This window comes from Microbacterium sp. Beta, from assembly GCF_005502545.1.
In the GTDB taxonomy this organism is placed as follows: Bacteria; Actinomycetota; Actinomycetes; order Actinomycetales; family Microbacteriaceae; genus Microbacterium; species Microbacterium oxydans.
Genome location: NZ_SCOG01000018.1, coordinates 50,147 through 72,472 on the forward strand (window position 1 = coordinate 50,147; position 22,326 = coordinate 72,472).

A 22,326-nucleotide genomic window follows, 5' to 3' on the forward strand; every position below is an offset into this window, starting at 1 on the left:
TACCCGGGCGTGTCGCGATCGCGCAACCCCGGGCGTGTCGGGTTGTCCGTCGCGCGGGGGATGCCGTCGCCTCCACCGGTGCGTAGCGTGGAGGCATGGCAGATCACGATCCGAGTCCGCAGGAGTCGCGTTCGCGTATGGGCCTGGGTGTCGGGCTCGCGCTCGGAGTGGCGATCGGGGCGTCGCTGGGCGCCGCCCTGCAGAACTGGGCCCTCGGAATCGGAATCGGAGTGGCGATCGGCGTCGCCCTCTCCGTCGCCATCACCTCGGGCGGCGGATCCGGTTCCCGCGAGCGCGAGGACGAGCGCGACGGGGGCGACGAGACCGACGGGCGCCCTGGTGACGACTCTGGTGCGTCCGAGGAGGAGCCGGAGCGCTGATCAGCTCGCGGCGATCCCCTCGACCCACTTGGTGAGGAAGCGGTGCACGTCGGTCAGTTCCTCCTCCGAGATGCTGTGCGTGAGTCCGGTGTACACCCGACCGGACAGCTCGGAGTGCGTCGGCAGCCATTGGGCCGTGTGGTCGACCAGCGCCGGCGGGATGACGTCGTCGTGCGTGCCCCGACCCCAGAACACCGGTGGGCGCAGCTCGGCCAGTGCCTCGTCGTTCGGAAGGTCTCCCGGTGCGGCGTATCCGCTCAGCGCCGCCACCGCGCCGAAGCGTTCCGGAGCCAGACGGAGGGCCTGCAGCGCCACCGCCGCGCCCTGAGAGAAGCCGAGCAGCGCCACCGACGGGGCCTCGGCGGCTGCGGAGTCGAGCCAGCGCAGGAAGGCGTCTGCCGCGGCGGTGACCGCCTCTGAGCTGCGTCCGTCGAGTCCTTCGATCGGGTACCAGGAGCGCCCCGGCATGGGCCACGGAGGGGCGAGCGGAGCGGCGACGGAGGCCACGGCGATGCCCTCGGGGAGGTAGGGGATGAGTCCGACGAGGTCGTGTTCGTCCGCCCCGTAACCGTGCAGGAGGACCAGCAGAGGCGCCCCTGCACGGTCGGTGGACGACCATCGGGTCGCGGAGTCGTCGATCGTCAGGTTCTCGCTCACACCGTCATCCTGCCAGGGGCCACCCTCATCGTCTGCTCAGCCGTCGCGCGTCGGCCGTCCACTCGAGGCGCATGGCCGGGCGCGGTGTCGGTTCTGAGGGACGGCTGGTAGAAAGGACACATGGCGGTCCGCACACCTGATCCTGATCCGGAACCCGACGACGACGGTCTCGGCGAGTTCCCGGATTCGAATCGCCCTGCGCCCGATGCGAACCCCGGCTGGTTGAGCGAGTTCGAGCTCGAAGAGGCTCGGCGTCGGCTGCCGATGCTCTATGTGGAGGCGATCCCGGTGCGCACCGATGGCTCCGGCCAGGTGATCGAGATCGGCATCCTGCTGCGCTCCACCCCGATGGGGGAGATGACCCGCACGATCGTTTCCGGGCGCGTCCGCTTCGGCGAGACGATCCGCGACGCCCTCTTCCGCCACGTCGAGAACGATCTGGGCCCGATGGCCTTCCCGCTGCTTCCGCCGCAGCCGCTGCCGTTCACCGTGGCCGAGTACTTCCCGATCCCCGGGGTGAGTGCCTTCCACGACGACAGGCAGCATGCGGTGTCGCTGGCCTTCGTCGTGCCGGTGACCGGCACGTGCGAGCCACGGCAGGATGCTCTCGAGGTCACCTGGTTCTCGCCGGAGGCCGCCGGTTCCGACGCGGTCGCCGCCGAGATGGAGAACGGTCGAGGCACTCTCATCCGTCAGGCTCTCGCGAGCCTCGGCCTCCTGCGCTGATACCTCCGGTGCTCAGGCTCCGGCTGTGGTGAGGCGCGAGAGCTCGGCGACGAAGGCGTCGACGTCGGCTTCTTCGGTGTCGAAACCGCACATCCAGCGCACCTCCTTGCGCGCCGCGTCCCAGTCGTAGAAGCGGAACGAGTCGCGCAGCCGGTCGGCGACGCCGTCCGGGAGCGTGGCGAAGACGCCGTTGGACTGCGTCGGCTGGGTGAAGTCGACGCCGCGGATGGAGCCGTCGGCGATGCCCGCCTCGATCTCCGAACGCAGACGCGCCGCCATGGCGTTCGCGTGCTTCGCGTTGCGCAGCCACAGGTCGGTCTCGAGCAGAGCGATCAGCTGCGCCGACACGAACCGCATCTTCGACGACAGCTGCATGTTGAACTTGCGCGAGTACTTCAGGCCGTCGGCGGCGTCGGGGTTCAGCACGACGATGGCCTCGCCGAGCATGGCGCCGTTCTTGGTGCCGCCGAAGGTCAGCACATCGACGCCGGCGTCGCGGGTGAACGCACGCAGCGGTAGGTCGAGGGCCGCTGCCGCGTTCGAGAGGCGCGCACCGTCGAGGTGCAGCTTCATGCCGCGCTCGTGCGCGTGGTCGGCGATCGTGCGGATCTCCTCGGCCGTGTACAGCGTGCCGAGCTCGGTGGTCTGGGTGATCGAGACGACCAGCGGCTGTGCGCGGTGCTCGTCGCCCCAGCCCCAGGCTTCGCGGTCGATCAGCTCGGGCGTGAGCTTGCCGTCGTCGGTGGGGACGGTCAGCAGCTTGAAGCCGCCGATCTTCTCCGGGGCCGCGGCCTCGTCGACGTTGATGTGGGCGGTCGAAGCGGCGATCACCGCCCCCCAACGCGGCAGCATGGACTGCAGGCCGGTGACGTTCGCGCCGGTGCCGTTGAACACCGGGAACGCCTCCACGCCCTCGCCGAAGTGCTCCTGGAAGACCTCCTGCAGGCGCGCGGTGTACGCGTCCTCGCCGTAGGCGCTCTGGTGGCCTCCGTTCGCCGCGGCGATGGCCGCGAGGACGTCGGGGTGGATACCGGAGTAGTTGTCACTGGCGAAGCCCCGGATCGCGGGGTCATGCTGGATGCTCACCGCTCAAGCCTAATCGCCCTACCGGATGTCCCCGCCCCGCTCTACCCTCGAATCCATGGAGCGCACCGTAGCGAAGAGAGCCTTCGCCAACGTCCTCGTCAACACGCTCATCGCGAACGTGACGACGAGCTTCCTGTGGTTCGCGCTGACGTTCTGGGTCTACATCGAGACGCAGTCGGTGCTGGCCACGGGCATCATCGGCGGCGCCTACATGCTGTTCGTCGCGTTCTTCGCGATGGCGTTCGGCACGATCGTCGATCGCAACCGCAAGCACACCGTCATGGTGATCTCGAGCATCATCTCCGCGGTCTCCTTCCTCGTCGCCGGGGTGCTCTACCTCTGGCAGCCCGAGGCGGCGCTGCTCGATCTGGGAGGGCCGTGGTTCTGGCTGTTCTCCGGCATCATCCTGTTCGGCGGCGTGATCGAGCAGCTGCGCAACATCGCGCTGTCCACGACCGTGACCCTGCTCATCCCCGAGGAGAAGCGCGCGAACGCGAACGGTCTGGTCGGCACGGTGCAGGGCATCGCCTTCCTGGTCACCAGTGTGTTCTCGGGATTGTCGATCGGCTTTCTCGGCATGGGATGGACCCTGGCGATCGCCATCGCCGCCATGGCGCTCACCTTCGCGCACCTGCTGTTCATCCGCATCCCTGAGGGCGCTCCGGAGCCCGACCCGAACGCCTCCAGCGCCCTCGACTTCCGGGGAAGCGTGCAGGCCATCCGGCTGGCGCCCGGGCTGTTCGCCCTGATCATCTTCTCCACGTTCAACAACCTCATCGGGGGCGTCTACATGGCGCTCATGGACCCCTACGGGCTCACGCTCTTCGATGCCCAGACCTGGGGGTTCGCTTTGGCCTTCGCCTCGACCGGCTTCCTCGTCGGCGGCGGGCTGGTGGCCAAGTTCGGCCTCGGTCCCAAGCCCATGCGCACGATGCTGCTCGTGGTCATCGCGATGGGACTGCTCGGGTCGGTGTTCATGCTGCGAGAGTGGTGGCCGCTCTACGTGGTCGGCATGTGGGTGTACATGGCACTGGTGCCTCCGGTCGAGGCCGCGGAGCAGACCGTGATCCAGAAGGTCGTGCCGTTCCAGCGTCAGGGGCGTGTGTTCGGGGTGGCCGCAGCGATGGAAGCGGCGGCGGCTCCGCTCACGGCCTTCCTGATCGCCCCGATCGCCGAATTCCTGATCATCCCCTACATGAGGACCGCCCAGGGGCAGCAGCAGTGGGGGTGGCTGCTCGGAGAAGGCGAGGCGCGAGGCATCGCGCTGATCTGCCTGTTCGCCGGACTGATCATGGTCGTCGCCGCCACGCTGGCCTTCTTCACGCGCTCCTATCGCAAACTCACCGAGCTCTACGCCGAGGCTCCCGAGCAGGAGATCGACGCGCCGGAACCGGAGGGGGCGGATGCTCCACCCGTGGTTCCGGGGATGCCTCCGGATTCCCGCTGACGCTGACCGCCGCGCAGGAGCGGACAGGGGGCATCGAGACGGCATCGAGGGAGCCTCGGTGCCGTGCCGTGCCGGGCCGGGGATCAGCCCAGGTCCAGCACCCGGTCGTTGAGCGCGGTCGCGTCCTCGTCCCACAGCGCGACGATCCGGGCGGCCAGCGCATCGGGATCGAGTGCCTTGGCGCGGAACACCACGGACGCGGTGCGCAGGGGCTCGTCGGCTTCGCGTGCGGCCTTGGCGTATCCCTGGGCCACCGCTCGCGCCCAGGCCTCGCTCGCAGCCTTGACCGCGGCGTAGTTCGCCCCGCCGGCGAGGGGGCGCGCGACGGCGGTGGATGAGACGATCGCGAAGCGTCCGGCGTCTGAGGCGCGCACCACATCGTCGAACGCCCGGCTCGTGGCTCGCACGGCGTCGAGCGCGGGGAGCAGCGCGGCGAAGTCCTCATCGGACTGTCCGGCCAGGCCCCCGCCTCCTCTCCACCCTCCGACCAGCGGAACCACTGCATCCACGGGGCCGAGCCGCGAGGCCAGGGCGGTCATCTCGTCGAGAGAGGTCGCATCGGCGACCTCGACCTGAGCCCCGGCACGCGCCAACTCCTGCAGGCGCTCCTCCGAGCGGCCGGTCGCGAAGACCCGTGCGTTCGCGGCGACCAGCGCCCGCGTCACCGCGAGGCCGGCCGCACTGGTGGCCCCGGCGAGCAGGACGATGCGTCCGGAAGCCGTCGATTCGGTGCGCTCGGCCTCGTGTGCCACGTGTTCAGCCATGTCGTCCACTCTCCCGGATCGGAGGGGCTTCCGCGGCCGGAACCTGCGGGAGATCCCGCACGAGAGGTTCCGGCCGCAGCGCGGTGCGCCCCAGCGTCACACTCGGAACGCGCGCGGTGCGCGCGTGGTCATCAGTCGTCCGTGCCGCGGATTCCGACGGTCGACTCGATGACCGGCTTCATCTTCTTGTCGAGGGTCTCGAAGAACATCGACAGCGGGAACTCGTCGTCCATCACGGCGTCGGTGTAGCCCTTCGGTGCCCCGGCGAGGATCTCGTCGGACAAGCCGCGGGCCCACTGAGACGCCGGGTGCGGGGTGAGCGTGCCGCGGACGAGCTCGTATGCGGCGAGCCAGTGCGCGACCTTCGGACGGTCGATCGAGTGCCAGTACAGGTCGTCGATCGCATCTCCCAGAGCCACCACGGCATCCGGCACGGCGTCCCAATCGAACGCGAGAGCGGTGTCGGTCCAGTGCAGCACGCCACGCTGGTGCAGCCACGCGAACAGGAGCTGTCCGCCGACCGCGTCGTAGTTGCGCGTGCGAGTGCCCGTGATCGAGAAGCGGAAGATGCGATCGAAGATCACCGCGTACTGCACGAGGTGCGCGTAGTCGTGCGTCTCCTGCTCGATCTCGGTGAGCTCCTCGCCGGCTTCGATGCGGGCAGCGAGAGCACGCTCGATCTTCACCGACTCGCGGAACGCCGTCATGTCGCAGCGCATCTCCTCCAGCGAGTAGAGGAAGAACGGCATCCGCTGCTTGATCATGAACGGGTCGAAGGGCAGATCGCCGCGCATGTGGGTGCGGTCGTGGATGATGTCCCACATGACGAAGGTCTTCTCGGTCATCTGCTGGTCGTCGAGCATCGCGGCCGCGCGCTCCGGCAGGTCGAGGTTGGTGATCTCGGCAGCGGCACGGGTGACACGACGGTAGCGGGCCGCCTCGCGGTCCTGGAAGATCGCGCCCCACGTGAAGGTCGGGATCTCGCGCATCGCGACGGTCTCGGGGAACAGCACGGCCGAGTTCGTGTCGTAGCCGGGGGTGAAATCGACCAGACGCAGCGAGACGAACAGCTTGTTGCCGTAGTCGCCGGCTTCGAGTGCCGCGATGAACTCCGGCCAGATCGTCTCGACGATCAGCGCCTCGACCAGGCGGTCGCTCGAGCCGTTCTGCGTGTACATCGGGAAGACGACGAGGTGGCGGATGCCGTCGACGCGGTGCTGCTGCGGCTGGAAGGCCACGAGCGAGTCGAGGAAGTCCGGCACACCGAAGTCTTCCGAGACCCAGCGCTCGAAGTCGACCACGGAGGCGGCGAGGTATTCGGCGTCGTGCGGGAAGGCGGGGGCGAGGGCGCGGATCGCGGAGGTGATCGCACCGACGAGTTCACGGGCGGCGGCGTGGTGCGCGGCATCCGGGATCGAGCCGTCCTTGATCTGCATCTCGCGGATCGCGATCGCGGCGTCCTTGAGCTGAGCCCACGCGGCGGACTGCTCGGCGATCGATGCGTCCTCGACGACCTCGGGTTCGCCGACGATGGCCTGGACAGCGGAACTGTTGGCGGAAAGAAGGGACATCGGGACCTCCGATCGGAGAGTTTGGCGGAAAGATTCCGGCATAAACGGAATCCTGACGATAATCTTACAGCTATGGATGACTCTGTCGACCGCGCGATCCTGACCGCCATCTCCCGCGACGGCCGTGCCACGCTCTCGCAGCTCTCCGACGCCGTGGGGCTGTCGGTGTCGGCCGTGCAGTCGCGCCTGCGCAGGCTGGAGACGCGGGGTGTCATCTCCGGCTACCGCGCGATCCTCGACCCCGAACAGGTGGGCACACCGCTCTCGGCGTTCATCGAGATCACGCCGCTCGACCCCGCCCAGCCGGACAACGCCCCGGAACTGCTCGAGCACCTCGATGCCATCGAGGCCTGTCACTCCATCGCCGGTGACGCGAGCTACATGCTGTTCGTGCGGGTGCCGTCGCCGCGCGCACTCGAAGAGCTCGTGCGCGACGTGCGCCTGGCGGCGAACGTCAGCACCCGCACGACGGTGGTGCTGCAGACGTACTACGAGCACCGGCCGATCATCCCGGTGGGCTCCGCGGAGTAGCCCGTACGGCGGGTGTCAGAGCGCGGCACCCACCAGGGCCTCGCCCAGCGGGGTGCGCAGGTGGTGCATCCTGGCGCCGTCGCGTTCGCTGGTGACCAGGCCGGCATCTCGAAGAACCGAGAGGTGATGTGACGCCGTCGATATCGCGAGGCCCGCATCGTGCGCGACCTGTGTCGTCGTGCGGGCGGCGCCGGCCTGGAGCAGGATCGCCGCCCGCGCCGGTCCCAGCAGGGCGCCGAGAGCATCCTCGATGTCGGCGGCGTCTCGGGCCCAGCCTGCGGTGACGCCGCGGGCCGGATAGAACAGCGTGGGTTGCGCCGGAGGTTCGGTGAGCACCATGCAGCCCCACGACGACATGACCGAGGGCACCAGCACCAGTCCGCTTCCGCGGCAGTCGACCTGCTCGCTGTGGCGACGCAGGGAGACGCGCACGGCGCCCGCGCTCCAGGTCACCTGGCGGTGCAGGTCTCCGGCCATGCCGGCGATACCTGCTGTCGTGATGGTGCGGGCGCGCACAGCGATGTCGGCACGGAGCAAGCGCTCGAGCTGCGGCCACACCGGGGCGAGTGCCGCCTCCCATACGGCGGCCCACCCGTCGGCGATCATGTCACGGGCGCGCTCGGGATGGTCCTGCATCTCGCGTAGGGCCTGTCGGCGGGCGCCGGTCGAACGTTGCACCATCTTCCCGAAGTCGACGCGCATCGGATCGAGAGGTGCCGCGCGCAGTTCGTCGAGCTCGGCCTCGGGGGTCAGATCCCATCGGGGCGTGGTCGTGAGGAAGTCGGGCAGGTAGCCGTCGTCGCCGATCACGGTGGAGAGCAGTGCGAAGTCGCGGCGCGGGAGCTGTTCGCGAACGGCGCGCAGCCACCCCCATTGCAGCGGATGGGCGGCCGGACGCCGCAACACCCTCACCGCGTGCGCGAGCTCGTGCCCGGGGGAGATGCCGAACCGCACCGCCTCGACGTCGCCGGGGCTCAGATGGAACTCGACACGATGATCCTGGTGCTCGACGCCCTCGATCGGGCTAGAGTTTCGATCCACATCGAAACTCTAGGAGCAGGCGAAGGGTCTGTCGAGACTGGAGCCATGAACAGCACACCGTCTCTCTCCGGCGTCGTCGCGGCCGACGACATCCGCATCGGCACGGGGCGCAGCCGGAGGTTCGTCGGGGTCGAACACGGCGCCGCCGTGTCCTACTTCTTCGTCGAGAACCAGCCGGGGGAGGGGCCGGGTCTGCACTGGCATCCCTATCCTGAGACCTGGGTCGTGATCGAGGGCATCGCCTCGATCACGGTGGGCGAGGAGACCTTCGTCGCCGGAGCAGGCGATACCGCGACCGGACCCGCCCATGTGCCGCACCGCTTCACCAACGTCGGTGACGGGGTGCTCAAGATCATCGGCATCCACGCCTCCGCCACCATCATCCAGACATTCCTCGACGAGGACTGACCACAGGAGCACCATGTCCTTCCAGGCATACCTCGACAACATCGAGACCAAGACCGGCCTCACCCCGCGGCAGTTCATCGAACTCGCCGCCGAGAAGGGGTTCGACCAGACGACCAAGGCGACGCCGATCGTCGCGTGGCTCAAAGAGGACTACCAACTGGGACAGGGTCACGCGATGGCCCTCGTGCACGTGATCACCAAGGGGCCGCAGATCAGCGACAAGCACGTGGGCAAGGGCGGCGCCCACGGCGACCGGTCCGACACCCTGTGGCTCGACGGCAAGGACACCAACCCGAACCCCTGATGCGCCGTCCCGCTGAGGTACGGCATCGGGTCGGCCAGTAGGATTCCCTGCGTGGCAGCATCCTCCCAGCGCAAGAAGAAGAACCCGTCCGCGAAGCGCACGCCGGTGCACACGAGTGGCAACCCGGCGAAGCGTCCGGTGGTCGAAGCCGGACCGGTGACGGCGGGGGACTGGATCGGCGCTGCGCGCCTGCGCACCCTGCCGCTCGCGATCGCACCCGTCGTCATCGGCACGGGCGCCGCGCGCAGCACCGGGCCCGAGTTCCACTGGGTCATCGCGCTCGCCTGCCTCGCGGTCGCGGTGCTGCTGCAGATCGGCGTGAACTTCACGAACGACTACAGCGATGGCGTCCGCGGCACCGATGCGCACAGGGTCGGACCTGCGCGCCTGACGGCCTCGGGGCGGGTGAAGCCGCGCACCGTGCTGATCATCGGCCTGGTGTTCTTCGCCCTGGCCGCTCTCGTGGGTCTGGGGATCGTGATCCGCACCGGGCAGTGGTGGATGCTGGCCGTCGGCGCCGCCTGCATCGTCGCGGCGTGGTTCTACACCGGCGGCAAGCGGCCGTACGGGTACTACGGCTTCGGCGAGGTGTTCGTCTTCGTCTTCTTCGGACTCGTCGCCACGCTCGGCACCACCTGGGTGCAGATCTTCGCCCTGCCGCAGCAGGCCTGGCTCGGCGCGATCGCGACAGGTCTGTTCGCCTGCGCCGTGCTGCTCGCCAACAATCTGCGCGACATCGACCAGGACCGCGAGGTGGGCAAGCGCACCCTCACGGTGCTGATCGGACGCAGGGCCACCCAGGTGCTCTTCACGCTCTTCGTGCTCGCGCCGTTCGGCATCGCCGCATTCCTGGCACTGGGGTTCCCGATCGCGTGGATCTCCCTGCTGGCGCTGCTCGCCGGTCTGCCGGCCATCGCCATCGTCTGGTCGTACCGGCAGCCGAAAGAGCTGGTGACCGCTCTCGCGCTCACCTCATTGACGTCGCTGCTGTACGCCGGGGCCCTGTTCTGGGCCTTCGTGGGCTGATCCGGCCGTGGGCTGATCCGGCTCGCGGGAGCCTCAGAGCTTGGCGTCGCCGTCGACGGGATCGTTCGACTCGTCGATCGCCTGGTCCTCGGCGTCCGCGTCGTCCTGACCGCCGGATGAACGGCTCTCGCGGCGCTCCTGCAGGCGGGCAGACGCGTCGGTGAGCGGCGCGCGGAGGAACAGCATCGAGATGCTCATGCCGATGAGCGCGGCGAAGATCGCTGCGAGCCACCAGAACTCCCGGAAGATCGGGAAAAAGAACCAGAGGATGGCGAGCGGCACGAGGAACGCCAGCAGCCGCAGCACGGTGTAGACGAGGAAAGGCGCGGGCTTCTTCACCCCTCCAGTCTACGTTCGCCGTCGGGAGCCCTCGTCGCCGATCCCGAGCCTGGCGAAGGGGATGCCGCGCACCACCCGTCGCCAGGGGTGCTCTCCGAGCGACCAGAGCAGTCCGGCCTCGAGGTCGAGAGCCAGGTCCTCGCACCCGACGGGGAGAGGGACGGCGTCCGGAGCGAGAGCCCCGCGTCGGCCGCTCCAGAGTGTGCCGGGGTGCATGCGGTCGGACTGCGACACGAAGTGATGCCGGCCCCAGCGGACGGCGCCCTGCATCCGTGCGATGCCGGGGGTGAAGCGGTCCGCCTCGGTGAACTCGCCGGCGAGGTCGACGGGGATCGCGAACTCGCCGATCCTTCCGCTCTCGTCCGGGCGATGCTCACCGATGAGCACCCGTGCGAGCGGGGAGCCGTCGTCGTCGAACACCCGCCCGAGGTACGAGCAGCGCAGGGTGATGGGATGCACCCTGGTTCGCACGGCGACGAGAGCGGTGCTGCGTCCGCCGCGGCGGTTCGACCCGGCGAGCCGCTGGGCGAGAGCGCCGCGCACGGTACGGATGTCCGACAGATCGAACTCCCAGATGCCCTGGCCCGTCGCGGCGGCGAACAGCCGATCCCCGAACCACGCGAGTCCCCCGGCGTGGATCCGCGCCGGGTGCAGTTCGCCGTCGTCGTCGGCGGTCGCGAGCAGGACGTCGAGGTGACGCGAGCGCTCGAGATCGACGAGCGTCACGCGGGAGGCGAGATGCTCTCCTGACAGCTCCTGGCGGAACCAGCTCACGGCAAGGGTGCGTCGGCCGCGCCATTCGCCGACGTCGACGCCCTGCGGATACCAGCGCCTGGTCCAGGTCCTCGCGCTGAGCCAGCGCAGGTCGACGGTGTCACGCCGTCGCTGTCGCACGGGGCGCCAGGTCGATCCGAAGGGCCACAGCATCTCCCCATCGTCGTCGATACGGCCGGTGGGGGCGAACCGGACCACGGTTGTCGCGCGACGGAGTGCAGCCGTGGTTCTGACATGTATTATGTTACTGTCCGGTCGCGCTCTCCTCTCATCCAGGGTGGCGCGACGACCATGAGCGTCTCGCGGCCATCTGATGGGGGTCAGCCGGCCGCGTGGCACGCGGTGTCGCATCTGCAATACCGCTTCCCGAACGTGTCTCGTTCGGCAGTGCGATGCACTGGGAGGTGTGGTTCCGTTCGGGTACGGGACCACACCTCAGTGCCTTTCTCCCGAGTGCCTTTCTCCCGAGCGCCTTTCTCCCGAGTGCCTTTCTCCCGAGTGTCTCCTGAGTGCACGGACACCCGTCGTTCACCTCCGCGTCGCCGTCCGGCAAGGACCGCCTGCGACCATTCCCGCACACCATCCCCGTTCTGGAGTCCTGTGCGCACACCCCTCGTCACCGTCATCCTGCCCGCGAAGGACGCCGGCGCGTACATCGGGACGACGCTCGAGACGCTCACTCGGCAGTTCGATGATCTCGGAGCCGTGAAGCTGGTCGCGATCGACGACGGCTCGCGCGACGACACGGGTGCTCTCATGCGGCGGTACGCGGAGCGGTTCCCCCGCGCCGAGGTGCTGCGCAACGAGTCCGCGCGCGGGTTGGCGACGGCCCGCAACCAGGGACTGCCGCACGTCGAGGGGGAGGCCTTCTGCTTCCTCGACGGCGATGACTGGATGCAGCCGCGTCGGCTCGAGGTGCTCGCGTCGCGGCTGCGAGAGCTCGATTGCGACTTCGTACGCACCGACCACGTCACGGTGAGGGGTGGGACGCGCGCCCTCGTCCGGGCGCCGTATCCGTGGCGCGACCGGGTCGTTCCTCCGCGAGACGCCATCCTGCCGGAGCACGAATCGACGATGGTCGACTACCCGTACGCCTGGGCGGGGCTCTTCCACCGCCGGCTCATCGACCGTGGCCTGGCGGCGTTCACCGAAGGGCTGTTCACCGCAGAGGACCGACCGTGGATCTGGCGAATGCATCTGCAGGCCGAGTCGTTCGCGGTGGTCGATGCGCCTGCGCTGCTCTACCGGCGGGGCGTGGCCACATCGCTCACCCAGACCCGAGATCGGAGACAGCTCGACTTCGCCAGGGCGATGGATGAGGTCATCTCGCTCGTCGAACGGGATCGCGAGGCGGAGCGGTTTCTCCCCAAGGCCGTCTGGACGGTGCTCGCCCTCAGCTCCCACCACCTCGTGCGCGCCCGCCGCATGAGCCCTCAGCTGCGCGGCGCAGTGCGCGCGGGGATCCTCCGCACGCTCCGTCGACTCCCGGCCGATGAGGTGGCCGTCGTGCTGAGCCACCTCGATGGACCGCGCCGCCGGGTCCTCGCACGCGTCCTCCGTCGGGCGGGACGTGCCGGATGACGCAGGTCTTCGCGCTGCACAGCGCCTATGGACTCGCGACCGCGGTGGCCGCGATGGATGCCGGACTGATCGACGACGAGGTCCGTGGCGAGCGCATCCTTGTGCCCTTCACCTCCTCGACGGTGCCCGAGACCGTCACCGGGATCGCGGATGATGCGGCGCTCGGGCCGCTGCGGGCGCGGTTCGACCGCGCGGAGCCGCTGGATGAGATGCTCATGCCGCGGCATCCGCGATCCTGGGAGCCGAAGGCCGCTGATCTCCCGATGCTCGAGCGCCTGTTCGCGCGCGCGTGGGGTGTGGACCCTCGCGATCTGGAACTGTTCGTGCAGAGCCCGCAGGTGGCGCCCGCCAGGACGTTGATGGCATTGTTCCCCCGCGCGCGGATCACGATCATCGGGGACGGGCTGATGACCTATGCGCCCATGCGGGTGCGGGTGCCCTATCCCGTCGCCGCACGCATCGAGCGAGTCGTCCATGCCGACGTCGTGCCGGGCGTCGAGCCTCTCGTGGGATCGCCGGGTGCGCGGATCGTGCCGGTGCCGCCGGCGTCGTTCGCCGCGGTCCTGCGGGAGACGGACACAGGGGGGTCTTCCCTCCCTGAGGCTTCCCCGTCGACGGTGCTCGTGCTCGGCCAGTACCTGTCGGCGCTCGGTCTGGTCTCGGTGGCCGAGGAGATCGACCTGCAGCAGCGTCTGATCGACCGTGCGGCGCAGTGGCGACCACGGCGCATCGTGTTCAAGCCGCATCCGGGCGCGACGCCTCTCGTGACGGCGGCCGTCGGGGCGCGAGCGAGCGAGCAGGGCATCGACTTCGTCGAGTATCGCGGTCCGCTCGCGGCGGAGCTGCTCGCCGAACGGGTCGATGCCCTGGCCGTCGTCGCCGGGTTCTCCACTGCGCTGCCGACCGTGCACACGCTCTTCGGACGCGCGATCGGGTCGGCCGGCAATGACGCGGTGCTCGCGGCACTGAAGCCGTTCGAGAACAGCAACCGGATTCCCGTGACTCTGGTGGACGCCATGACGCGCGAGGGCTCGCCCTACGCCGACCCCGCCCGACTCCAGCTGCTGATCGACGCGGTCGGTTATGCCATGCAGCCGAAGATCGCCGGACATCTGCGGGGGCGGGCCGAGGAGCTGCTGCACGATCTCGACCCGGCCGAGCGGAATCGGTACTTCTCGCCACGAAGGCTGGCCGAGCTGCGGCTACCCGGCGCGCCGGTCGAGAACGCCGTGCGTCGTGCACTGCGACCCGCCGGAGGGGTGGGCAGGATCGAGGAGTGGCGACTGCACGCCCTCGGTGCGCGGCGGCGTGCGGGGCGCGTCTGGCGGGCGGCGCGCGGACGATGATGGCGATGGCGATGGCGATGGCGATGGCGACGACGAGGAGGACAGGGACGATGGACGAGCAGAGGCCCCTCACAGTGGCGATCATCCCGGCACGCGGCGGATCGAAGCAGGTGCCGCGCAAGAATCTGCAGCGCGTCGGCGGCGTGCCGCTGGTCGAGCGCGCCGTGCGCGCGGCCGCCCGTGCCGCGGGCATTGACCTGGTCGTGGTCTCGACCGACGATGACGAGATCGCCGCGCTGGCAACTGCCGCGGGTGCCAGAGTGGTCCGCCGCCCGGCGGAGCTCGCGGGAGACACCGCGACCTCGGAGAGCGCGATTCTGCATGCCCTCGACGCGCTCGAAGCGAGCGGCGACAGCGTCGATGTCGTGGCGTTCCTGCAGGCGACGTCGCCGTTCATCCCCAGTGATGCGCTCGCCGCCGCCGTGGAGGAGGTCCGCGCCGACCGTGCCGACAGTGTCTTCGCGGCACATGAGACGTACGGGTTCCTGTGGCGGGAGGACGAACACGGTGAGGCTGCGGCGATCAACCACGAGGCCGCACACCGCCCGCGAAGGCAGGATCGCGAGCCCCACCACCTCGAGACCGGGGCGTTCTACGTGTTCCGGGTTTCCGGCTTCCGGGCGAGCAGACATCGCTTCTTCGGCAGGATCCGCATCGCCCCCGTGCCGGAGCGGACCGCGATCGAGATCGACGATGCAGAGCAGCTCCGTGTCGCCCGTGCGCTCGCCGCTCTGCACGACGTGCCTGAGCCCATCCCGGTGCGCGCGGTGGTCACCGACTTCGACGGCGTGCACACGGACGACACCGCCATCATCGATGCCGACGGCGGGGAGCGCGTGCGGGTCAGTCGGGAAGACGGCATGGGTGTCGCGCTCCTGCGCCGTGCCGGTGTGCCGCTGCTGATCCTGTCGACCGAGGTCAACCCGGTGGTGCGTGCTCGTGCAGACAAGCTCAGGGTGCCCGTGCTGCACGGCATCGATGACAAGGAGAGCGCGCTGCGCACCTGGTCGCGCGAGAACGGGGTGCCGCTCGCCGACATCGCGTATCTCGGCAACGACGTCAACGACCTGCCGGCCATGCGGATCGTGGGGTGGCCGGTCGCGGTCGCGAACGCGCACCCGCTGGTGATCGAAGAGGCTCGTGTCGTCCTGCGCCGCCGGGGTGGAGAGGGCGCGGTGCGCGAGCTGATCGAACGGGTGTTGTCGAGCTGACCGATGACGGTAACCCGGCGGTCTCCCGGTGTTCATCCTCGGCCCGTAGTCAGGAGGGAGGGGTTGCACCAACGCTCGAACACCGGAGGAATCATGACTGTCAGCATCGGCTCGCGAGTGATCGGCGGCGGTCGTCCGGCCTACGTCATCGCGGAGATCGGCCTCAATCACAACGGCGACGTCGACATCGCGAAGAAGCTCATCGACGTCGCGGCTCGGGCCGGCGCCGACGCGGTGAAGTTCCAGAAGCGGACTCCGGAGATCTCGACTCCTGAGCACATGCGCGACGTCCCCCGCGAGACGCCCTGGGGTGTGATGAGCTACCTCGACTACCGCCGGCGGGTCGAGTTCGGTCGTGAGGAGTACATCGAGATCGGCGACTACGCGACCATGCGCGGTCTGGACTGGTTCGCCTCTCCCTGGGACGTGCCCAGCGTCGAGTTCCTGGAGGATCTCAACGTCGTGGCGCACAAGGTCGCGTCGGCCAGTCTCACCGACGCCGAGCTGCTGATCGCGCTGCGGGAGACCGGCAAGCCCGTGATCCTCTCCACCGGCATGTCGACCATCGAGCAGATCGACCGTGCGCTGGAGACCCTCGGCACCGACCGCGTGGTGCTCATGCACGCGACCTCGACCTACCCGCTGGAGCCCGAGGAGGCGAACCTGCGGGTGATCGCCACCCTGCGCGACCGCTACCCCGGCGTGCCCGTCGGCTACTCGGGCCACGAGCGCGGGCTGCAGATCTCGCTCGCTGCAGTGGCCATAGGAGCCGTCGCGGTCGAGCGGCACATCACGCTGGACCGCACGATGTGGGGGTCCGACCACGCGGCATCGCTCGAGCCGACAGGCCTTGAGCACCTCGTGCGCGATATCCGGGTGATCGAGCGCGCGACCGGCGACGGGGTCAAGCGGGTGTTCGACAGCGAGCGTGCGCCGATGGCGAAGCTGCGCCGCGTTCCGGCATGACGGTAACCAGCGGCATCCGCGTCGTCGCCATCGCGGACGCCGACTCGTTCGTGAAGTGGGCCGCCTCCCTTCTTGGTTCCGTGCCCGGTGTGCGCCCTCACCTGCTGCTCGTGCGCACACCGCTCACGGCCAGCGCCGAGCAGCAGCGCACGGCTCTCGCCGGCACGACGCTCGGGCCGGATGACGTCACCCGCATCGGGTTCGCGCAGACGGAGGGCTGGCTGGCCGAACAGCGCCCGGACGTGGTCCTGCTCGCGGGGCGTGGACCGTTCGTGCGGCTGATGGGGCGCGTGATCGACACGCTGGAGCATCGGCCGGTCACGGTCTCGGGGCTCCCCGGCATGGCGATCCCCGCCCAGCGCGGGGCGCTCGACTATCGCCGCCACACCGACCTGCTGGTGGTGCACTCCCACCGCGAGGTGCGTGCCTTCGAAGAGCTCGGGCGCCGGATCGGGGTGCGGACGCCGGTGGCGCTCGCGACCCTTCCGTTCGCCCGGCGGAGGCAGCGGATGCTGCGCTCGGAACGACTCGCCGTCGATGCGGTGGCGGCGTGGGGCAGCGGTTTCGGGGCGCTGAGCGGCGGTGTCGCGGTCGCCGAACGCCCCCCGCGGACCGCTCCGGTCAAGCCGCCGGCCACGGACATCGTCTTCGCCGCGCAGGCCCTCGTCCCCCTCGCGAAAGACCAGCGCGCCGAGATCGCGGCCATGCTCGTGCGCGCGGCCGAGGCCGAGCCGGGCCGCCGGGTGGTGGTGAAGCTGCGGTCGCGGCCGGGGGAATCCGAGACGCACCTCGAGCGCGAGCCGTACGCGGGGTTGCTGCCGTCGCGCCTTCCGGAGAACCTCGTCTTCTCCTACGACTCGATGAGCACGGCGCTCGACACGGCCGCGGGCCTCGTCACGGTGAGCTCCACCGCCGCGATCGAGGCCACGGCTCTCGGTGTGCCCGTGATCGCCCTGGATGCGTTCGGTGTGAGCAAGAGTCTGCTGAACACGGTGTTCGTGGGAAGTGGGCTGCTCGGCGGTCGCAGCGAGGTCGTGGCGGGGCGCTTCCGGCATCCGCACCCCGACTGGCTGCGCGACAACTACTTCCATCCCGAAGGCGAGTCGACGTGGTGGGAGCGGGTCGAGCAGCTCGTGGCGTTGCGACGCTCCGGGGCCCTGCCCGCACGGCGAGTGCCTGCGGCCCGAGGCGGTTCCCTGCACGAGGCCTGGCACCGGGCGAGCGTGCTCGGGGTCGAAGACCGCACGGTGCGGGGGTCGGTGGCGCTCGCGGTGGGCGCCCCGGCGACGCGAGCGCTCGGTGTGCTTCGACGGCGCAGGACACCTGCGGATGGCGGGACCTGGTCGGACGCCTCGACCGACTACACGCTCGAGCCGAACCCGTTCGACGACTCCCTCCGGCGCTGAGTCGTCGAGCGCGGCAAAGTCCGGGCGGGACAGAAAGTGCTCATCCACGAGGGTGCCGGCGGTGTCGGATCCATCGCCGTCCAGCTCGCCGCCCACCTCGGAGCCACGGTCGCCACGACGGCCAGTGCGGTGAACGCCGACTTCGTCCGTGAGCTCGGCGCCGACATCGTGGTCGACTACCGTCGGCAGGACTTCGCCGAGGAGCTGTCCGGCTACGACTTCGTGTTGGACAGCCTCGGCGGCGAGAATCTCGAGAAGTCGCTGCGGGTGCTGAAGCCGGGCGGACTGGTCGTCGGCATCTCGGGACCGCCCGACCCCGCATTCGCCTGCGCGCGAGGGCTGAACGCCTTCGTGCGACTGGCCGTGGCAGGGCTGAGCCGGAAGATCCGTCGCCAGGCGAAGAAGCTCGGGGTCCGCTACGAGTTCCTCTTCATGCGGGCGGATGGCGATCAGCTCCGCGAGATCTCGGCTCTCGTCGACAGTGGGGCGATCCGGCCCGTCGTCGCGAAGACGTACCCGTTCGAGCGTGTGCCGGAAGCACTCGCCGATCTTGCCGCCGGGGGGAGCCGCGGCAAGCTCGTGATGACGAACAGCTGAGTCACGGGGCGGGTGCCGGAAGCCAGACGCATCGCGCCGTGCGCTGCGCGTCGAGGGCGGACACGCCGACGGTGCGCTGCCGCGTCTGGGTTTTCGCACGCAGCGACGCACCGCCGGGCCCCGCTCAGCTGCTGCGACGGATCGCGCGCACTCCGACGATCAGCCCGACCACCGCGACCGCGAGCGCCGATACCCAGCCCCACAGCACGGTCGCGTCTCCCAGGTCTCCGGCGAACAGTGCCCGCTCGGCCTGCACCACCCAGTTCACCGGGTTGACCGAGGCGACGACCCGCATCCAGTCGGGGGCAGCGTCCAACGGCAGCAGCATGCCGGAGAGGATCAGCAGGGGGAAGATCAGCGACTGCTGCACGCCCCAGAACAGCCACTCCCGGTCCTTCGTCGCCAGGGCGAGTGAATAGGACAGCGAGCCCAGGCCCACCCCGAACACGGCAAGCAGCGCGAGCCCGATGAGGAGGCCCGGGATGTCGGCCGCGAAGCCGAACGGCCAGGCGATCAGCACGATGACCAGGGCCTGCACCACGATCGGCGCGATCTCCTTGAGGGCGCGTCCGATCAGCAGGGAAGAACGGGCGAGCGGGGCGACGAGGGTGCGCTCGTGCGAGCCGGTCATCATCTCGTACTGCAGGTTCGACCCGGTAGACCCGGTGCCGAACAGCACGATCATCACGAGCACACCCGGCACGAACCAGGCCAGCGTCTCTCCGGCAGGCTGTCCCGAGTCGCCGATCAGCAGAGGCGCGAACAACCCCAGGAAGATGAGCGGTTGCAGCAGGCTGAAGATCAGCGTGAACGGATCGCGGAGCACGGGCTTGAGCTCGCGCGTGAGCACATTCCGGGTGTCGCGCGCGAGGTTCGGGCGCACGAGCGTGTCGTTGGTGATCATGAGAGGACTCCTGTCGTGCTGTTCTCTGAAGCTGTGCGGGTGTCGGCGGGGGCGGAGGATTCGGGTGCTTCGCCCGCGGCATCGGCTCCTTCGCCGGCTTCGCGTAGCGTGCGCCCGGTGAGGGCGAGGAACACGTCGTCGAGCGTGGGTGGCACGCCGGTGGCCCGACGCGCGACGATCCCGGCGGCGTCGAGTTCGCGCACGATCACCGGCAGCAACCGGTCGCCGTCCTGCACCGCGACCGAGATCGAGGCATCGTCGACGGCGACCTCGGCGGAGGTGAGACGGGCGACCACGGCGCGGGCGCTCACCGCTTCGGCAGCATCCGCGAAGCCGAAGGTCAGCACGTCGCCGGCGAGGGTCGCCTTGAGGGAGGCGGCGTCGTCATCGGCGATGATGCGTCCCTTGTCCATGACCATCACCCGCTCGGCGTAACGATCGGCTTCTTCCAGGTAGTGCGTGGTGAGGAAGACCGTGGTGCCGTGCTGGGTGCGGAGGTCGAGGATGTGCTCCCAGAGGTTCGCTCTGCTCTGCGGGTCGAGTCCGGTCGAAGGCTCATCGAGGAAGATGAGTGGCGGCGCGTGCATGAGCCCGAGCGCGATGTCGAGTCGGCGCTTCTGTCCGCCGCTCAACTGCTGCACGCTACGGGTCGCGAAGGACGCGAGATCGAGCGACTCGATCAGCTCGTCTGCCCGTCGCACGCTGTCTCGCCGCGACAACCCGTAGAACGCGCCCTGGCTCAGCAGTTCGTCGCGTACCCGCTGCGAGAAGCTTCCGCTGGTGAGCTGTCCGACGTAGCCGATGCGGGCACGGACCCCTGCCGCGTCGGTGCGAATGTCGTGCCCGACGACCTTCGCTCGCCCCGAGGTGGGCGGGATCAGAGTCGTGAGCATCCGTAGCGTCGTCGACTTGCCCGCGCCGTTCGGCCCGAGGAAGGCGACGAGCTCTCCGCGCGCGGCGGTGAAGGAGACATCGGTCACGGCCTGCACCGGCGTCTTCTTGACGGTGAAGACCTTGGTCAGGCCTTCGGTCTCGATGAGGGATTCGTTCATGGGGAGAGAGTAGAAACCGATGCGGACAGATCCTGTCCGCATCATCTGGCAATCTGAGGCGCATGACCGACACCACCTCCCGTGCCCTCGCCCTGCTGAACCTGCTGCAGACGCACCGGCACTGGCCGGGAACCGAGCTCGCCACCCGGCTCGGAGTGACCGAACGCACCGTGCGCCGCGACATCGACCGGCTGCGCGAGCTCGGCTATCGAGTGGAGTCGACCCCCGGTGTGGCCGGTGGCTATCGACTGGAGGCCGGAAATGCCGTGCCACCGTTGCTGCTCAACGACGACGAGGCCGTGACGATGGCGATCGGGCTGCGCGTGGCCGCGACCCAGCAACTCGTCGGCGGACCGGAGGTCACACTCACAGCGCTGGCGAAACTCGAGCAGGTGCTGCCCTCGGCGCTGCGCCAGCGGGTGAACGCGCTCGCCGCGTCGGTGCAGGCGCCCCGCATCGGAGACGGCCCTGTGGTCTCACCGGAGGTGCTGGGCGAGATCGCCCTCGCCACCCGCGACACCGAGCGATTGCGCTTGAGGTACGTCGACGGCGAGGGGCAGGAGAGCGTGCGCCGGGTCGAGCCACACGCCCTGGCCCCGGCCGGTCGCAAGTGGTTCCTGCTGTGCTGGGACCTCGACCGCGACGACTGGCGCACCTTCCGCGTCGACCGCATCGTCGCGGTCGAGCACACGCGGGTGCTCTTCACCCGGCGGGAGATCACCGAGGAGGAGATCGAAGAGCGTGTGCTGATCGCCTCGTCGTGGTCGCCGCAGAAGGTCGAGGCGGCTGCGGTGATGGAGCTTCCGCTCGCCGAGATGCAGGAGCACTTCGGGCCGTGGTGGCAGGGCGCGACGGCTGTGGGCGAGGACCGCACACGCTGGCCCGTCGGCGGCTCGGACTGGCGCGAGGCCATGTACGGACTGCTCTGGATCCCCGAGGGCGTCGAGTACGCCGTAGCGTTGTCTGATCCGCATCGGAGTGAGCTGCGCGAGGCCGTCGGGCGCCTGCTGCGTGCCCTCGACGCCCCCGAGCCGGATGACGCCGAGTGACGCAGCGACGTCATCCACAGACTCATAGGGTTATCCCAGGCAACGGTCCTGGCGGGTCAGATAACGGCCGGGTAACGTCATTCCCATCGCGGCGATCCGGGCGGTCCCGGGCCTCAGCTCATACCTGATGGCGTTGCGGGTTCGACTCCCGCCGTCGCGTCCACTCCAGAAGGTTCGGCGCAGCCTCCCGCCCGCTGAGATGCCGTCGTCACAACCCGAGCTGGTCCAGGCGCTCCTCGAAACGCACCTGCACGTCCTCGGGCTCGTCGTCCTCGGCATCGGCCCAGATCGCGTCCAACTCCTTCTGCACCGACTCGGGCAACGCGGCGAACTTCTCCTCCCAGGCGGCGACCGGCGTCCAGTAGCCGACGACCTTGAACCGGGTCGCGGGCAGGCCGAGCTCTTTGCGCAGGTACTTGCGTACGTCTCGCAGCGCCACGGTCTCGCCGGCGACCCACACGTAGCCCTCATCGAGGGGGAGCCGGTCGTCGACGATGCCGCGCACGAGCGGGCCGAGTGCGCTGGGGCCGTGACCGTTGCCGCCGACCACCCAGGTGACCTCGACATCCGCCCCCGCCTCCAGACCTATGCGGTCCGACTCGCTCGGCACTTCGAGCACGACCCGCGTGCGCACGCCCCGAGGTGCTTCGGCGATGATGCGCGCGACCGCCGGAAGCCCGGTGAGGTCGGCGACGAGCACCTGCCACGTGATGCCCTCCGGCGGCGAGTACAGGCCGGTGGGGGAGTTCAGCCCGAGCACGTGACCCGGCTGCGCGCGGGCGGCCCAGGGACCGGCGACACCCGCCTCGTGGATCACGAAGTCGATGTCGAGCTCACCGGCGTCCGGGCGCACTCCGCTGATCGTGTAGGTGCGCATCGGTGCCTCTGGCGCTCCCTCCGGTGTCTCCCACCAGTCGCCCGCGGGCACCGGCAGCGAGACATCCATCGGGTCGTCGCCGTGTGGGAAGAAGACCCGCACGTACTCGTCGCCGATGCCGGTGCTGAGGAACTCGGCGACGCCCTCGCCGCCGAGCGTGACGCGGACCAGGGTCGGAGTGAGGGTGGTGGTGCTGCTGACGATGCCGCGGTGGATGCTCACGGAGTCTCCGTCTCTGTGGTGGGGGTGGTCTCTTCGGCGGGGGTGGTGTCTGTGGTGGGGG

22 protein-coding genes, 1 tRNA gene and 2 pseudogenes are annotated in these 22,326 nt (G+C 69.5%); 15 read left to right on the top strand and 10 right to left on the bottom strand.

Going from position 1 to position 22,326, the window contains the following annotated elements:
* The first annotated feature begins 95 nt into the window (after nt 1–95).
* Complete coding sequence (locus tag FFS56_RS15305) at nt 96–380, top strand: hypothetical protein (protein WP_127012616.1); 285 nt, start codon at nt 96–98, stop codon at nt 378–380.
* Here FFS56_RS15305 and FFS56_RS15310 read toward each other — a convergent pair whose 3' ends face one another.
* A complete protein-coding gene (locus tag FFS56_RS15310) occupies nt 381–1,037 on the bottom strand; it encodes an alpha/beta fold hydrolase (protein ID WP_127012615.1) in 657 nt (218 codons plus the stop codon).
* Between the two features lie 120 nt (nt 1,038–1,157).
* On the opposite strand from FFS56_RS15310, the gene FFS56_RS15315 reads away from it, so the two are divergent.
* A complete protein-coding gene (locus tag FFS56_RS15315) occupies nt 1,158–1,763 on the top strand; it encodes an NUDIX hydrolase family protein (RefSeq protein ID WP_046747764.1) in 606 nt (201 codons plus the stop codon).
* A 12-nt stretch (nt 1,764–1,775) separates the two neighbouring features.
* On the opposite strand, the gene FFS56_RS15320 is transcribed toward FFS56_RS15315, so the two are convergent.
* The gene (locus FFS56_RS15320; protein ID WP_127012614.1) at nt 1,776–2,849 is read right to left on the bottom strand and encodes a low specificity L-threonine aldolase; all 1,074 of its coding nucleotides are present in this window, start codon (nt 2,847–2,849) and stop codon (nt 1,776–1,778) included.
* A 55-nt stretch (nt 2,850–2,904) separates the two neighbouring features.
* Between FFS56_RS15320 and FFS56_RS15325 the strand changes: the two genes are divergently transcribed.
* Nucleotides 2,905–4,296, top strand: a complete 1,392-nt coding sequence (locus FFS56_RS15325) for an MFS transporter (RefSeq protein WP_113680603.1) — start codon at nt 2,905–2,907, stop codon at nt 4,294–4,296.
* A gap of 83 nt (nt 4,297–4,379) precedes the next feature.
* Here the strand turns inward: FFS56_RS15325 and FFS56_RS15330 are convergent, their stop codons facing one another.
* Nucleotides 4,380–5,060: an SDR family oxidoreductase gene (locus FFS56_RS15330; RefSeq protein ID WP_127012613.1), complete on the bottom strand. Its 681-nt coding sequence runs from the start codon at nt 5,058–5,060 to the stop codon at nt 4,380–4,382.
* Nucleotides 5,061–5,191: 131 nt separating this feature from the next.
* Complete coding sequence (locus FFS56_RS15335; protein ID WP_127012612.1) at nt 5,192–6,631, bottom strand: DUF6421 family protein; 1,440 nt, start codon at nt 6,629–6,631, stop codon at nt 5,192–5,194.
* A gap of 72 nt (nt 6,632–6,703) precedes the next feature.
* Here FFS56_RS15335 and FFS56_RS15340 point away from each other — a divergent pair, with 72 nt between their 5' ends.
* Nucleotides 6,704–7,162: an Lrp/AsnC family transcriptional regulator gene (locus FFS56_RS15340; protein ID WP_046747768.1), complete on the top strand. Its 459-nt coding sequence runs from the start codon at nt 6,704–6,706 to the stop codon at nt 7,160–7,162.
* Between the two features lie 15 nt (nt 7,163–7,177).
* On the opposite strand, the gene FFS56_RS15345 is transcribed toward FFS56_RS15340, so the two are convergent.
* Nucleotides 7,178–8,203 (bottom strand): DUF5937 family protein, encoded by a 1,026-nt coding sequence (locus tag FFS56_RS15345; protein ID WP_127012611.1) that lies wholly within the window; start codon nt 8,201–8,203, stop codon nt 7,178–7,180.
* 45 nt (nt 8,204–8,248) lie between these two features.
* Here FFS56_RS15345 and FFS56_RS15350 point away from each other — a divergent pair, with 45 nt between their 5' ends.
* The 3 genes from FFS56_RS15350 to FFS56_RS15360 are packed head-to-tail and all read left to right on the top strand — an operon-like array spanning nt 8,249 to nt 9,941.
* On the top strand, nt 8,249–8,611 hold the full coding sequence (locus tag FFS56_RS15350) for a cupin domain-containing protein (RefSeq protein WP_046747769.1): 363 nt from the start codon (nt 8,249–8,251) through the stop codon (nt 8,609–8,611).
* A 13-nt stretch (nt 8,612–8,624) separates the two neighbouring features.
* The gene (locus FFS56_RS15355; protein ID WP_046747770.1) at nt 8,625–8,915 is read left to right on the top strand and encodes a DUF4287 domain-containing protein; all 291 of its coding nucleotides are present in this window, start codon (nt 8,625–8,627) and stop codon (nt 8,913–8,915) included.
* Between the two features lie 51 nt (nt 8,916–8,966).
* Nucleotides 8,967–9,941, top strand: coding sequence for a 1,4-dihydroxy-2-naphthoate polyprenyltransferase (locus tag FFS56_RS15360; RefSeq protein ID WP_058632542.1), 975 nt, complete (start codon nt 8,967–8,969; stop codon nt 9,939–9,941).
* 33 nt (nt 9,942–9,974) lie between these two features.
* Here the strand turns inward: FFS56_RS15360 and FFS56_RS15365 are convergent, their stop codons facing one another.
* Both FFS56_RS15365 and FFS56_RS15370 read right to left on the bottom strand, forming a co-directional pair.
* Entirely contained in the window at nt 9,975–10,280 is a 306-nt protein-coding gene (locus FFS56_RS15365; protein ID WP_127012609.1) for a DUF4229 domain-containing protein, read from the bottom strand.
* Between the two features lie 9 nt (nt 10,281–10,289).
* Nucleotides 10,290–11,207 (bottom strand): hypothetical protein, encoded by a 918-nt coding sequence (locus tag FFS56_RS15370; protein ID WP_127012608.1) that lies wholly within the window; start codon nt 11,205–11,207, stop codon nt 10,290–10,292.
* Between the two features lie 447 nt (nt 11,208–11,654).
* Here FFS56_RS15370 and FFS56_RS15375 point away from each other — a divergent pair, with 447 nt between their 5' ends.
* The 6 genes and pseudogenes from FFS56_RS15375 to FFS56_RS20865 all read left to right on the top strand — a co-directional run.
* Complete coding sequence (locus tag FFS56_RS15375; protein WP_127012607.1) at nt 11,655–12,635, top strand: glycosyltransferase family 2 protein; 981 nt, start codon at nt 11,655–11,657, stop codon at nt 12,633–12,635.
* The gene (locus FFS56_RS15380; protein ID WP_127012606.1) at nt 12,632–13,981 is read left to right on the top strand and encodes a polysialyltransferase family glycosyltransferase; all 1,350 of its coding nucleotides are present in this window, start codon (nt 12,632–12,634) and stop codon (nt 13,979–13,981) included. Before FFS56_RS15375 ends, FFS56_RS15380 begins: the two co-directional genes overlap by 4 nt.
* Nucleotides 13,982–14,031: 50 nt before the next feature.
* Entirely contained in the window at nt 14,032–15,192 is a 1,161-nt protein-coding gene (locus tag FFS56_RS15385) for an acylneuraminate cytidylyltransferase (RefSeq protein WP_137772251.1), read from the top strand.
* Nucleotides 15,193–15,285: 93 nt separating this feature from the next.
* Nucleotides 15,286–16,158: an N-acetylneuraminate synthase family protein gene (locus tag FFS56_RS15390; protein ID WP_046747775.1), complete on the top strand. Its 873-nt coding sequence runs from the start codon at nt 15,286–15,288 to the stop codon at nt 16,156–16,158.
* A pseudogene (locus FFS56_RS20860) lies at nt 16,155–17,279 on the top strand (DUF6716 putative glycosyltransferase); the annotation flags it as partial. The gene FFS56_RS15390 and the pseudogene FFS56_RS20860, both read left to right, overlap by 4 nt.
* A 279-nt stretch (nt 17,280–17,558) precedes the next feature.
* Nucleotides 17,559–18,161, top strand: a pseudogene (locus FFS56_RS20865) (NADP-dependent oxidoreductase); the annotation flags it as partial.
* 124 nt (nt 18,162–18,285) lie between these two features.
* Here the strand turns inward: FFS56_RS20865 and FFS56_RS15405 are convergent.
* Nucleotides 18,286–19,065 (bottom strand): ABC transporter permease, encoded by a 780-nt coding sequence (locus FFS56_RS15405; RefSeq protein WP_127012603.1) that lies wholly within the window; start codon nt 19,063–19,065, stop codon nt 18,286–18,288.
* The gene (locus FFS56_RS15410; RefSeq protein WP_137772252.1) at nt 19,062–20,117 is read right to left on the bottom strand and encodes an ATP-binding cassette domain-containing protein; all 1,056 of its coding nucleotides are present in this window, start codon (nt 20,115–20,117) and stop codon (nt 19,062–19,064) included. Before FFS56_RS15410 ends, FFS56_RS15405 begins: the two co-directional genes overlap by 4 nt.
* Nucleotides 20,118–20,179: 62 nt before the next feature.
* On the opposite strand from FFS56_RS15410, the gene FFS56_RS15415 reads away from it, so the two are divergent.
* Nucleotides 20,180–21,166, top strand: coding sequence for a WYL domain-containing protein (locus FFS56_RS15415; RefSeq protein ID WP_127012602.1), 987 nt, complete (start codon nt 20,180–20,182; stop codon nt 21,164–21,166).
* A gap of 87 nt (nt 21,167–21,253) precedes the next feature.
* Nucleotides 21,254–21,329 (top strand) — tRNA-Met (locus FFS56_RS20605).
* 45 nt (nt 21,330–21,374) lie between these two features.
* Here the strand turns inward: FFS56_RS20605 and FFS56_RS15420 are convergent.
* Nucleotides 21,375–22,265 (bottom strand): siderophore-interacting protein, encoded by an 891-nt coding sequence (locus FFS56_RS15420; RefSeq protein ID WP_046747779.1) that lies wholly within the window; start codon nt 22,263–22,265, stop codon nt 21,375–21,377.
* Nucleotides 22,266–22,326: the final 61 nt, after the last annotated feature.